The sequence below is a fragment of the Sphingomonas glacialis genome (assembly GCF_006439055.1).
GTDB classification, from domain to species: domain Bacteria; phylum Pseudomonadota; class Alphaproteobacteria; order Sphingomonadales; family Sphingomonadaceae; genus Sphingomonas; species Sphingomonas glacialis_A.
Map to the genome: position 1 here is coordinate 263,849 of NZ_RCZC01000003.1, position 12,463 is coordinate 276,311.

13 protein-coding genes are annotated in these 12,463 nt (G+C 67.2%); 6 read left to right on the top strand and 7 right to left on the bottom strand.

Annotated features, from left to right (window positions below):
* Positions 1–11 precede the first annotated feature (11 nt).
* Positions 12–2,156: a transglycosylase domain-containing protein gene (locus EAH76_RS13050; RefSeq protein ID WP_140850711.1), complete on the bottom strand. Its 2,145-nt coding sequence runs from the start codon at positions 2,154–2,156 to the stop codon at positions 12–14.
* Between the two features lie 256 nt (positions 2,157–2,412).
* Here EAH76_RS13050 and EAH76_RS13055 point away from each other — a divergent pair, with 256 nt between their 5' ends.
* From EAH76_RS13055 to EAH76_RS13065, 3 genes are read left to right on the top strand one after another with little or no spacing between them, the layout of a single operon-like run.
* Entirely contained in the window at positions 2,413–3,018 is a 606-nt protein-coding gene (locus EAH76_RS13055; RefSeq protein ID WP_140850712.1) for an NADPH-dependent FMN reductase, read from the top strand.
* A complete protein-coding gene (locus EAH76_RS13060; protein ID WP_140850713.1) occupies positions 3,011–4,204 on the top strand; it encodes a molybdopterin-dependent oxidoreductase in 1,194 nt (397 codons plus the stop codon). The genes EAH76_RS13055 and EAH76_RS13060 overlap by 8 nt, the downstream gene beginning before the upstream one ends.
* A complete protein-coding gene (locus EAH76_RS13065; RefSeq protein ID WP_140850714.1) occupies positions 4,201–4,560 on the top strand; it encodes a cytochrome C nitrite reductase in 360 nt (119 codons plus the stop codon). Before EAH76_RS13060 ends, EAH76_RS13065 begins: the two co-directional genes overlap by 4 nt.
* A 6-nt stretch (positions 4,561–4,566) precedes the next feature.
* Here the strand turns inward: EAH76_RS13065 and EAH76_RS13070 are convergent, their stop codons facing one another.
* Both EAH76_RS13070 and rlmN read right to left on the bottom strand, forming a co-directional pair.
* Positions 4,567–5,322 (bottom strand): sulfite exporter TauE/SafE family protein, encoded by a 756-nt coding sequence (locus EAH76_RS13070; RefSeq protein WP_140850715.1) that lies wholly within the window; start codon positions 5,320–5,322, stop codon positions 4,567–4,569.
* A 111-nt stretch (positions 5,323–5,433) separates the two neighbouring features.
* Entirely contained in the window at positions 5,434–6,642 is a 1,209-nt protein-coding gene (rlmN, locus tag EAH76_RS13075; RefSeq protein WP_140850716.1) for a 23S rRNA (adenine(2503)-C(2))-methyltransferase RlmN, read from the bottom strand.
* A gap of 113 nt (positions 6,643–6,755) precedes the next feature.
* Here rlmN and EAH76_RS13080 point away from each other — a divergent pair, with 113 nt between their 5' ends.
* Positions 6,756–7,154, top strand: a complete 399-nt coding sequence (locus EAH76_RS13080) for a GFA family protein (protein WP_161989036.1) — start codon at positions 6,756–6,758, stop codon at positions 7,152–7,154.
* A gap of 55 nt (positions 7,155–7,209) precedes the next feature.
* Here EAH76_RS13080 and EAH76_RS13085 read toward each other — a convergent pair whose 3' ends face one another.
* Together EAH76_RS13085 and EAH76_RS13090 are read right to left on the bottom strand one after the other, a co-directional pair.
* Positions 7,210–7,689, bottom strand: coding sequence for a hypothetical protein (locus EAH76_RS13085; RefSeq protein ID WP_194151000.1), 480 nt, complete (start codon positions 7,687–7,689; stop codon positions 7,210–7,212).
* Positions 7,686–8,339 carry a histidine phosphatase family protein gene (locus EAH76_RS13090; RefSeq protein ID WP_140850718.1) on the bottom strand — a complete coding sequence of 218 codons (654 nt, stop codon included), beginning with the start codon at positions 8,337–8,339 and terminating at the stop codon, positions 7,686–7,688. Before EAH76_RS13090 ends, EAH76_RS13085 begins: the two co-directional genes overlap by 4 nt.
* Before the next feature lie 137 nt (positions 8,340–8,476).
* Between EAH76_RS13090 and EAH76_RS13095 the strand changes: the two genes are divergently transcribed.
* Together EAH76_RS13095 and dnaN are read left to right on the top strand one after the other, a co-directional pair.
* On the top strand, positions 8,477–9,160 hold the full coding sequence (locus EAH76_RS13095; protein ID WP_140850719.1) for an outer membrane protein: 684 nt from the start codon (positions 8,477–8,479) through the stop codon (positions 9,158–9,160).
* A 160-nt stretch (positions 9,161–9,320) separates the two neighbouring features.
* The gene (dnaN, locus tag EAH76_RS13100) at positions 9,321–10,448 is read left to right on the top strand and encodes a DNA polymerase III subunit beta (protein ID WP_010184420.1); all 1,128 of its coding nucleotides are present in this window, start codon (positions 9,321–9,323) and stop codon (positions 10,446–10,448) included.
* Between the two features lie 123 nt (positions 10,449–10,571).
* On the opposite strand, the gene EAH76_RS13105 is transcribed toward dnaN, so the two are convergent.
* On the bottom strand, positions 10,572–11,894 hold the full coding sequence (locus EAH76_RS13105) for a PQQ-dependent sugar dehydrogenase (RefSeq protein WP_140850720.1): 1,323 nt from the start codon (positions 11,892–11,894) through the stop codon (positions 10,572–10,574).
* Positions 11,894–12,343: a DUF2231 domain-containing protein gene (locus EAH76_RS13110; protein ID WP_140850721.1), complete on the bottom strand. Its 450-nt coding sequence runs from the start codon at positions 12,341–12,343 to the stop codon at positions 11,894–11,896. Before EAH76_RS13110 ends, EAH76_RS13105 begins: the two co-directional genes overlap by 1 nt.
* Positions 12,344–12,463 lie beyond the last annotated feature (120 nt).

Sequence of the window (12,463 nt, forward strand, 5' to 3'; positions counted from 1 at the left end):
AACTCGCCCGATCAGCGATCGTCCTCATAATCGCGCGGATCGCGCGCCGGTGCCCGTTCGTCGGGGTCGTCGCGCCGCCGACGATCGCGCTCGTCGGGCCGGTTCGACTGGAAATCGAGCTCGCCATTGCGCAGCCGCACGCGCCCGACCCCGCGGATTTCACCCTCGACCGGCGGGATGTTCGACGGATCGAGGAAATTCTCGAGTGTCTCGCCAAAGCCGTTGGCGGCATCGGGATCGACCATTTCGTCTTCGGCCGGCGCGGCGACTTGCGCGGCGCCGACCCCCAGTGCCTGTTGCATGAAATCGCGCCACACGCGTGCCGGCACGCCGCCACCCGACAGGCCGGCATTGGGGGTATTGTCGTCATTGCCGACCCACACGCCGACGACCAGCCCGTTGGCGAAGCCGATGAACAGCGCGTCGCGGCTGTCCTGCGTGGTGCCGGTCTTGCCATAGGTCTTGACCGACAGCGCCGCGGCACGCCCCGTGCCGGTCTCGGCCGAGGCGGAGAGCAGGTCGAGCATCTCGTCGTGCACCGTGCCGTCGAGCGCGTGTGTTCGGTCGGTCAATGTCGCGAGCACGCCGCGCTCGGGCGGGTCCTCGAGCCCGCGCGGGCGCACCGGATATTGCTCGGCGGCGACTGCGGCATAGGCGGCGGTCAGTTCGAGCAGCGACATGCTCGACGTGCCGAGCGCGATCGTCGCCTCATTGGGGATCGCGGTCGAAACACCGAGGTCGCGCGCCGCCTGGATGACCTTGGCGACGCCGACCTGCTGCGTGATCCGCGCCGCGGCCACGTTCGATGAGCGCGCGAACGCCTGGCGCAGCGTGATCGGCCCGAGATAGCGCCCATCGGCGTTCTTCGGCGACCAATTGGCGATCGTGATCGGCTTGTCGTCGACCACCGAATCGGGGGTCATCCCGCTGCGCATCGCGGCGAGATAGACGAACAGCTTGAACGCCGACCCCGGCTGGCGCTGCGCCTGCGTCGCGCGGTTGAATGGGCTCGCGGCATAGGACCGCCCGCCGACCATTGCGACGACACGCCCGTCGGGCCGCATCGCGACGAGCGCGATCTGCGCCTGTTTGAGCCCCGCGCGCTTCACCGCGCGCTCGGCAGCGCCCTGGAGACGGCGGTCGAGCGTCGTCCGCACGGTCGATTCGGTGGCGATCTCTCCGGCATGGTCGCGCGCGGCGGGGAGCACCCAATCGGCGAAATAGGTGCCGTTGGGCAGCGGCGCCTTCGCTTCGGGAACGACGCGCGCGGGCCGGACGTCGGCGGCTTCGTCCTTGTCGAGCAATTTGGCGTCGACCATCGCCGCGACGACGAGCCGCGCCCGATCGCGCGCGCCCTGCAGGTTGGTCGTCGGCGCCAGCTTGGACGGCGCCTTGACCAGTCCGGCGAGCATCGCCGCCTGGCCGATCGAGAGGTTCTCGGGCTTGCGCGCGAAGTAATGCCGCGCTGCCGCGCGCAGGCCATAGACGTTGTCGCCGAAATAGACGTTCGACAGATAGCGCGACAGGATCTGGTCCTTGGTCAACCATGCCTCGAGCCAGAAGGCGATCATCACTTCGCGAATCTTCCGCGCCGCGGTGCGGTCCGAATCGAGGAAGGCGTTCTTGGCGAGCTGTTGCGTGATCGTGCTGCCGCCCTGGTCGCGCCCTTTCGAGGTCACATTGTGGAAGAACGCGCGCGCGATGCCGCGCGGGTCGATCCCCCAATGCGAGCGGAAGCGGCGATCCTCGATCGCGAGAAAGGCGTTGGTGACGTTTTTCGGCAGCTTGGCGGCATCGACCGGCGCGTCGATCACCGCGCCGCGTCGCGCAAACGGACGGCCGTCGTCGGCGAGCAAGGTGATGCTCGGCGGCGTCGGCGGCTGGAGCGATTTCGAAAGCGGCGCGGTGACCGCCAGCCAGCCGACCGCGAACACGAACAATACGATCAGCGCTGCGACGCCGCGCATGATCCAGCGCATATAATTGCGGCGGCGTACCGCTGGGATCTGCGCCGCATAGCGCTCGTAATCGAAAGCCGGCTGCGGCGGATAGGCCGGGTCGACGCGCCGCTCTGGCGGCGGCATGCCGTGCGTCAGTTCGAGCGCATCATCGGGGTTGCGCGCGTCCGCGTCGCGATCGGAGGAGAAGAAACGCATGACTAGATCCCGCAACGACGAGTATGTGTATTAGTCATGCATAACAGGCGGTGCAAGCGGGGAGGCGACATCGCCATGGCTGTAGCAGCCGACAGGCGAGCAAGCGAGACGTTCCCCGCAGCGACCTCCGGCATCGCTTGCCGAATCCGGGGGCCGCAGCGTAGGGTCACGCGCGACTTCCATCTTGAGGCGGGCCCCTGACAACGCTATCACAATGGCGTCAGGCGGTCGCGCCCCTCTGCCGAAAGCCTTGTTCATGTCCGACGCTCTCTCCGCTTCGCCTGCATCCAGCCAGCCCTTGGTGGTCGGCATCGGCGGCACGATCGGCGGCACGTCGTCGACCGAGCGCGCGCTCGCGATCGCGCTAGAGGCGGCGGGCGAGGAAGGTTTCCGCACCCGGCTGTTCGGCGGCGCCGAGATGGGGCGGTTGCCGCTCTATGATCCCAAGGCGACGACGCGGACCCCGGAAGAGCGCGATTTCGTCGATACGGTGCGCCAGGCCTCGGCACTGATCATCGCGTCGCCGGGCTATCACGGCAGCATTTCGGGCGTCGTCAAGAATGCGCTCGATCTGCTCGAGGAGACCGCGCGCGACGAAGTCCGCCCGTACCTCGCCGACATGCCGGTCGGGCTGATCGCGACCGCGTATGGCTGGCAGGCGACGGGCAGCACGATCGCGGCGCTGCGCTCGATCGTCCACGCGCTGCGCGGCTGGCCGACGCCATTTGCCGCCGCGGTCAATTCGCAGGTGACCAAGTTCGACGACGAAGGCGGCGCGAACGATCCCGCGGTGCTCGAGCAGCTGCGGATGGTCGGCCAGCAGGTCGCGCGCTTTGCCCCGCTGGCGATCCAGCATGGATGACGCGCTGCGCCAGCAGATCGGCCGACGCGGTGCGCTGGCGCTCGGAGCAGGCGCGCTCGCGAGCAGTCCGTTGTGGGCGCAGTCGCTGGTCGATCTCGGTTTCTCGGAAAACGATGGCCGGCGTCCGCTGACCGATGCGTTCCCCGGCAAGACGGGGATGATCCTGCAGCGCACGCGTGGGCCGCTGCTCGAGACGCCGATGGCGGCGTTCGACGGCGCTCTGTCGGACAATCCGGCGACGCCCAACGACCGCTTCTTCGTGCGCTGGCATTATGCCGACATCCCGCTGTCGGTCGATGCCGCCGCGTTCCGCCTGCAGATCAAGGGCGCCGTCACCCGCGCGCTGTCGCTGTCGCTCGATGCGATCCAGAGCTTGCCCGCGGTCGAGATCGCCGCGGTCAACCAATGTTCGGGCAATTCGCGCGGCCTGTTCGCCCCGCGCGTTCCCGGCGCGCAATGGGGCAATGGCGCGATGGGGCATGCGGTGTGGACCGGCGTGCGGCTCTCCGACTTGCTCGACCGCGCCGGAATCGGGGCAGGCGCGCAGCATGTCCGCTTCGCCGGGCTCGACCGGCCGCCGGGTGACGCGCCGTGGTTCGCCAAGACGCTGACGCTCGCGCAGGCGCGCAGCCGCGACGTGATCGTGGCGTACGGGATGAACGGAGTGCAGCTGCCGTTGCTCAACGGCTTCCCGCTGCGCCTCATCGTGCCGGGCTATTACTCGACCTATTGGGTCAAGGCGCTCGATTCGATCGAGGTGCTGACCGCCCCCGACACGGGCTATTGGATGGACAAGGCGTACCGCGTCCCGACCGCGCCGCGCGCGAGCGTCATACCCGGCGCGAAGGATTTCCCGACCATGCCGATCGGCCGGATGCTGCCGCGCGCCTTCTTCACCAAGGCCGATGCGCAGGCCGTGCGCGGGATCGCGATGGGCGGCGATGCCGGGGTCGCGAAGGTCGAATGGTCGATCGATGCGGGCAAGAGCTGGCATGCGGCACAGCTCGGGCGCGATCACGGGGCGTACGGTTTCCGGCGCTGGGCCGCCGTCCTGCCGCGCGGCAGCCACACGGTTGCGGTGCGCACGACCAATTTGCGCGGCGTCACGCAAGCCGCCGATCCGATCTGGAACCCGGGCGGCTATATGCGCAACGTGATCGAGACCGCGAAGGTCACCGTGGCATGAACAGGGCCGCTCCCATCATCGCGCTGCTGCTCGTGCTTGGCGGTTGCCAGCGTTATGCGACGCCGGGCGAGACGCACGACGGCGGCGGCGCGCCGCAAACGATCGCGCTGGGCTCGCAAAGCATGACGCTGCCGACCGAGACCGTCGTCCTCCCCGCGAGCGCCGAGATCATCAGCACGAATTGCACTGCGTGCCATTCGGCGGAACTGATCCTGACGCAGCCCAAGCTCAAACCCGAGCAATGGGCCGCCGAAGTCACCAAGATGCGCACCGCGTACAAGGCGGCGATCGCCGAGTCGGACGATCCCAAGCTCGTCGCGGCGTTGGTCGCGCTGCAGGGTGGCGCCGCGCGCTGAACGGCGTCAGGCGTAGGCGCGCCAGAAGAACACGCCGGTCGTCACCGCTGTGACGAGCAGCGTCCAGCCGCGCACCACGCCCGCGGGCAGCCGCTTGCCGATATGCGCTCCGCCCCAACCGCCGAGCATCCCGCCCGCGAGCATCGGCAGGCACGCGCTCCACGCAACGAGGCCGACCGCGATGAACACGATCGCGGCGGCGGCATTTGCGACCGCGAGCATCAGCGTGCGCGGTGCGAACAGTGCGCGCGGAGAGACGCCTGCGAGCAGGCCGTAGATCGCGGTCGTCATCAGCCCGACGCCACCGCCGAAATAACCGCCGTAGATGCCGAGCAAGCCTTGCGCGACGATCAGCGTGCGCGTCCCGATCGCCACCCGGCGGCGCAGCGCGTCGGCAGCGCCCGCACCGAAAGCCAAGACGCCGAAAGCGAAGAGCAACAGCCACGGGATCACCAGGTCGAACACGTGCGTCGGCGTCAGCGCGAGCAACGCGCTCCCCGCCAGACCGCCGCCGAAAGTAATCGCCGCGAGCGTACGCACGCGGACCCCGCCGATCGGCGCGAGTTCGTCGCGAAACGCCCAGGCGCTGGTGGCGGCTCCGGGCAGCAGCGCCACGTTCGAGGTCGCATTGGCGGTGTTGGCGGGGAGGCCGAGCGCAATCAGCGCGGGGAGTGTCGCAAAGGTGCCCCCGCCGGCGAGCGCATTCATCGCCCCGCCGAGGATACCGGCGCCCGCGGCGAGCGCGATTGTCGTCAGATCCATCCTACCCTCGTCATGCCGGTATTGTCCCGGCATCCACCGCGCCGCACATCCTGCTCGCGCTGCTCTTGCTGCACGGTGGACCCCGGGACAAGCCCGGGGTGACGGGCGAGGTCAGCCGAGCGCGGCGAGTTTCGCCTCGGCCTGGCGATCGAGTTCGGCGCGGCTGAGCTTCTCGCTCGCGGTCTTCAACTGGCCGCACGCCGCATCGATGTCGCGCCCGCGCGGCGTGCGCACCGGCGCGCTGATCCCGGCGTCGAACACGATGTTCGAGAAGGACTTGATCCGCTCAGGGGTCGAGCATTCGTACGGAGCGCCCGGCCACGGGTTGAACGGAATGAGGTTCACCTTCGCCGGCAGGTCGTAATGCTTGAGCAGGCGGACGAGCTCGCGCGCATCGGCGTCGCTGTCGTTCTTGTCCTTGAGCATGACGTATTCGAAGGTGATGCGCCGCGCATTGTTGGTGCCGGGATAATCGGCGCACGCCTGGAGCAATTCCTCGATGCCGTATTTCTTGTTGATCGGCACGAGCTCGTCGCGGACTTCCTTGGTCACGGCGTGGAGCGAGATCGCGAGGTTGACCGAAATCTCCTCGCCCGCGCGCGCCATCAGCGGCACGACGCCCGAGGTCGAGAGCGTGATCCGGCGGCGCGACAGGCCGAGCCCGTCGCCGTCCATCACGATCTTCAGGCCATCGCGGACATTGTCGAAATTGTAGAGCGGCTCGCCCATGCCCATCATCACGATGTTGGTAAGCATCCGTCCCTCGGGCTGGCTCGGCCATTCGCCGAGCGCGTCGCGTGCAAGCATCACCTGGCCGACGATCTCGCCTGCCGTCAGGTTGCGCACCAGCCGCATCGTGCCGGTGTGGCAGAAGCTGCAGTTCAGCGTGCAGCCGACCTGGCTCGACACGCACAGCGTTCCGCGGTCTGCATCGGGGATGAACACCATCTCGTAATCGTTGCCGTCGTCCGAGCGCAGCAGCCATTTGCGCGTGCCGTCGTTCGACACCTGCGCCTCGACCACTTGCGGGCGCGAGATGACGAAGCGCTGCTCGAGCCACGGCTGCATCGTCTTGGCGATATCGGTCATCAGCGCGAAGTCGCGCACGCCGCGATTGTAGATCCAGTGCCACAGCTGTTTCGCGCGGAGTTTCGCCTGTTTGGGGTCGAGCTGCGAGGTCTCGAGCGCGAGCCGCAGATCGGCCTTGGAGAGGCCGAGCAGGTCGATCCGCCCATCGCTGCGCGGTACGAGCGCGCGGGGCACGGGAACGGGGTCGATATGGCCGGGAATAGCCATGAGGGTCGTCGCAGAATTGGGCATTGCGGTGCTGTAGTCGATTTGCAGCAATTTTTCCACCCGCGTGGCAGGCTCCGTCGCCACCAGGTTGACCATGGCGCACGTTCTTTTTATGTTCTTAAATGGAGGAGGCGCTCATGATCAATGGAAGCTGTCTTTGCGGTGCGGTGGCCTTCGAGATTTCGGGCCGGCCGCGCTCCCTCAGTTATTGTCATTGCAGCCGCTGTCGCAAGGCAGAAGGGGTGTTCGCGGCGGTGCTGATCGGCGCTGCCGAGGACTTCCATTTGATCCGCGGTGCGGAACAGATCGCGCGGATACTGCCGCAGGAACCGTGGACTCACGCCCGGGCGTTCTGCCGGGCATGCGGATCAGCGCTGGGCGAACTGCAATCGGGGGCGATCTACGTCGTCGCCGCATCGGCGCTGGACGATGATCCGGGGCTTCGTCCAACGGCGCATTTGAACGTCGCGTCGAAACCGGCCTGGTATGAGATCGATGACGACCTGAAAAAGTTCGATGGCAATTATACGCCGTAGCGCGATTGGGTTTGTGCCGCGACGGCGATCCGCCCGTGCAGGTTGCTTGCGCGGATCACCGCCCGACACACCCGAGCGACGCCGCATCGATGGCTGTCGCCGCCCCGCGCAAGGCATAGACGTCGGCAAACGGCGCGCCAGTTTTGGCGAGCGTCTCGACGCTCATGCTGCGGCTCGCACGCAGCGCGGCGACGATCGCCGAGTCGGTGCGCGCATCGGGGGCCCAGGCATCGGTCGGGCCCGCGACCAGCTCGAAACGCCGCTCGCCGAGCGAGAGCGTGACGCGCGACTGCGGGTTGCGCTCGCGGCTCAGGCGGATGTGCAATTGGTTGCGGATGCCGCGACCGGGCCAGGTCGCGACGCTCGCGAACGGGCGCCAGCGCGAGGCCCCACCGGCCTCGACCGGCTGCGCGATCGCATAGCAGCGGCGCGGCGTCGCATCGCTAAAGGCACCCCACCGATCGAACACACCGAGCGAATCGCGCGCCGCGCCGGGCGTGGCGACCAGCAGCGCGAGCGCCGCCAGCGGCATCATGCCGGCGCGTGCCCGGCGCCGCGATGGACGATCGACTCGGCCCCGCGCTCGATCAGCACGACCGATCCTTGCGGCAGACCCGGTGCGGCAGGCGCACCATAGCCGTCGAGATTCGCGGAATTGGTCATCACGCCGCGCAAAATGCGGCTCGAAATTCCGTGCATGATGACAAGGCGGTCGCCGGAATCGTCGTCGGTATCGGACAGCCATCCTGACACACGCGCCACAATCTCGGGATAGGTTTCGCCATCTTCTGCCGGGAAAAGCAGCCCGTTCGCACGGTCGACGACCTTGACGCCGGCGTCGGCGAGATCGGCGTAATAGCGCCCGCCCCAGCTTCCGGTGCCGATCTCGACGAGCCGGGCATCGGTCCGCGCGGCATGCCAATCGAGCTCGAGATGCTCGGCGATCACCGCCAGCGTCTGCAGCGCCCGCCCGGTGGGGGAGGCCCATAAGGTCAGCGCGGGTTTGGCGCCCAACAGCCCCCGCAGCGCATGGCCCATTTCGTCGGCCTGGGCGAATCCAGCGCGCGTCAGCGGGGTGTGCGGATGGTCGCCCTGCAGGCGTCCGGCGGCGTTGAACACTGTCTCGCCATGCCGCGCGATGTAATCGCGGCCGCTTCGTGGCGGCTTCTGGGCGTTGGAATCCATGGCGACGCTTTCAACCCCGTGTGGCGCAATAGCAACGCCTTATCCCGTTGTCTGAGGTTCATGCAACGAGCGCCCGCGCCACCTATTTGTGCAGTCCCACCAGGGATCGGTGGATGTGTACCAATGGAGTTACCCCAATGCGCAAGTTCGCTCTCACCGCTGCAACCGCAGCGCTCACGCTCGGCCTCGCCGCCCCCGCTTTCTCCCAGGACGGCCCGCCGCCCGCGCCGGTTCGCGACGACGCGACCTTCACGGGTCCCCGCGCCGGCGTGATCCTCGGCTATGACAAGCTGCAGCCCGGTCGTGGCCCGAATTCGGACATCGACAGCAACCGCAAGGCCGACGGCCTGACCTATGGTGGCGATATCGGCTATGACGCCGCGTTCCATGGCGTCGTGGTCGGCGTCGAGGGCGAAGTCACCGGCTCGACCGCCGACGTCAGCAACGCCCCCACCAGCGCCGGCGCGCTCGGCTATGGCCGCGTCAAGACCGGCCGCGACCTCTATGTCGGTGGGCGCCTCGGCTATGTCGTCGCCCCCAAGACGATGATCTACGCCAAGGGCGGCTACACCAACGCGCGGCTCGACCTGACCGCCAACAACGGCACGACGACCACCGGCAACCACTACAACCTCGACGGCTACCGCGTCGGCGCCGGTGTCGAGCAGAAGATCGGCCGCACCACCTACGCCAAGGTCGAGTATCGCTATTCGAACTATGGCGATGCGCGGCTCGAATATGCCAATGGCGGCAACACCAACAATTTCGACGTCAACACCGACCGTCACCAGGTCGTCGTCGGGCTGGGTGTCCGTTTCTGAACCAGACCGGCAAGCTTTTGCCGCGACAAGAAGGGGGTCGGAGCGCTTGCTCCGGCCCCTTTTATGTTTAAGGAAAGGGACACGGCGTATTGCCCCCGAATGTGCTGAAAAGTGCACGGATTCGGTGGGATGTTTGGGCGATCTGGCCCGGGGGAACGACATGAAGGCGACGATCGAACGCGCGACCCTGTTGAAGGGCCTCAGCCACGTGCAAAGCGTGGTCGAGCGGCGCAATACCATCCCGATCCTGTCGAACGTGCTGATCGAGGCGACGGCCGAGGGCGGGCTCAAGCTGATGGCGACCGATCTCGACCTGCAGATCAACGAGACGATCGCCGCCGCGGTCGACCAGCCTGGCGCGACCACGGTGTCGGCGCACACCTTCTTCGACATCTGCCGCAAGCTGCCCGAGGGTAGCCAGGTGTCGCTGGCGGCAGCCGACGGCAAGATGACGATCATGGCCGGCCGCGCGAAGTTCCAGCTCGGCACGCTGCCGCGCGACGATTTCCCGGTGATCGCCGAGGGCGAGCTGCCCGTCTCGTTCGAACTGCCAGCGGAGACGCTCAAGCAGATCATCGACAAGACGCGCTTCGCGATCTCGACCGAGGAAACGCGCTATTATCTCAACGGCATCTTCTGGCATGTGTCGGACGATGGCGGTGCAGGCGGGGCGGGCCCGGTGCTCAAGGCTGCTGCGACCGACGGCCACCGCCTCGCGCGCGTGACGATGCCGCGGCCCGAGGGCGCAGAGTCGATGCCCGACGTGATCATTCCGCGCAAATGCATCGCCGAGCTGCGCAAGCTGCTCGACGAGGTCGACGGTTCGGTCGGCGTATCGCTGTCGCCGACCAAGATCCGCTTCGATCTGGGGCAGGCTTTGCTGACCTCGAAGCTGATCGACGGCACCTTCCCCGATTACAGCCGCGTCATCCCGACCGGCAACGACAAGATCCTAAAGATCGATCCGCGCAGCTTCGAAGAAGGCGTCGATCGCGTCTCGACGATCGCGACCGAGAAGACCCGCGCGGTCAAGATGGCGCTCGATCGCGACAAGATCATCCTGTCGGTGACGTCGCCTGAAAACGGCACCGCGGCGGAAGAAGTGCCCGGCGAATATGTCGCGCTCGGGTTCGAGATCGGCTTCAACAGCCGCTATCTGCTCGACATTCTCGGCCAGCTCGAAGGCGACACGATCGAGGTCCATCTCGCCGATGCCGCAGCCCCGACGCTGATCCGCGAGAACGACAAGTCGTCGGCGCTGTACGTGCTAATGCCGATGCGCGTCTGAACCTTCCTTAGCCCCTCCCCTTCAGGGGAGGGGTTGGGGTGGGGACGTCTCGGCCAATCCGACGCTGGAGTGCAGGCACGGCGCCACCCCCAACCCCTCCCCTGAAGGGGAGGGGCTTTAGTGTTACTTACCCGTTGCCGACACGCGCCAAACGGTATCGCCGAGATCGTCGGCAATCAGCAGCGCGCCCTGCTTGTCGACCGCCAGCCCGACCGGACGACCGCGCGCTGCGCCATTGCCCCCGATAAAGCCATCGACGATCGTCTTCGCCTTGCCGACCGGCTTTCCATTGGCGAACGCCACGAATGACACGCGATAGCCGTTCAACTCGCCGCGATCCCAGCTGCCATGTTCGCCGATGAACGCGCCGTTCTGGTACGCTGCGGGTAGGTTCGCCCCGGTGTAGAAGGTCAGCCCGAGCGGCGCGACGTGGCTCGACAAGGCATAATCGGGCGCGATCGCCCTGGCGATCATGTCGGGGCGCTGCGGACGCACCCGCGGGTCGGCGTGCTGGCCGTAATAGCTGTAGGGCCAGCCGTAGAAGGCGCCGTCCTTCACCGACGTCATGTAATCGGGCACGAGGTTCGGCCCGAGCTCGTCGCGCTCGTTGATCACCGCCCAAAGCTGCCCGGTCTGCGGGTTGAAGGTCAGTCCGTTGGGGTTTCGCAGACCCGTCGCATAAGGACGATGTGCGCCGGTGGCGCGATCGACTTCCCAGATCCGCGCGCGCTCCTCCTCGGCGGCGCGGCCGTTTTCGAGGATATTGCTGTTCGAGCCGATCCCGACATAGAGCTTGCTGCCATCGGGGCTGGCGGTGAGGCTCTTCGTCCAATGGTGGTTGATCGGCCCACCCGGGAGCGCGGTCAGCAGCGTGCCCTTCGCGGTGATCTTCGTCTGGCCGGTGACATAGGGGAAGCGGACGATCCCGTCGGTATTGGCGACGTACAGATCGCCGCCGACGAGCACGATCCCGAACGGCGAATAGAGGTTCTCGAGGAACACGCTCTGCTGGTCGGGAATCCCGTCGCCATTGGTGTCGCGCAGCAGCGTGACGCGGTTGCCACCTTTGGCGCCAGCGCCCGCGAAGCCCTGGACCCAGCCCATGATGAAATCTTTGGGACGCTCGATCGGCTCGGTCCCCGGGCCGTTCGATTCGACGACGAGCACGTCGCCGTTGGGGAGGACGTACGGCTGGCGCGGATGCTGCAACCCGGTGGCGACCGCACGGATCTGCAGCCCCTCCGGAACGCGCGGCGTTTCGCCCGCCTTCCAACCGACTGCCTTGGCGATATGCATCGGCGGGATGAGATACTGGTTGGGCGTTGGCAGCACCGGATTGGGGCCCACCTGGCTATCGCGATCGAACGACGCGCCGCTATCGCTGCAGCCGGCCAGAGCGAACAGCGCGGCGCAGGGGAGCGCGGCGGTGCGAAGCAGAGCGCGCATTACTGGATCTCCCCATGGGTCGTGCGATAGACGATCGGGCGACCGATCAGCGCGGTGACGATCATCGCCGCAACGGTCAGCACCGACAGCGTCAGCCCGGCGGGGACGACCGATGTCCAGGCGTCGCGGCTGTGAACGAAGTTGTTGATCAGCGCGAGCACCATCACGACCAGATTGCCGACGCTATGCAGGCGGGCGGGACGTTGCCGGCGGATGCCGCGCTTGCGGCTGAAATCGATGATCCCTGCGATCGCCGCGAGTACGGCAAAGACCATGCCGACGAACAGCAGCCACGCCGAAAAATTCGCCCATTGCATGTCGGCGCTCGCGGCATAGGCGAGGTCGGTGGCAAGCGCGCCGGTGAAGCAGACGATCGGCACGGGGCCGAGGAACGCGTGGATCGGGTGGCGGATGACGGGCACCGCTACGGCTCGGTTCGTATCGGTCACGGGATACCTTTCGTTCGGCGCGCGCGGACGGGGCCTGGGGTTCAATACGATCGCGCCGACGGGATGTTCCGAGCGATCCATCGGATAAGACGTGACTTTTTCGGAGTCGTGCCGCGGCGG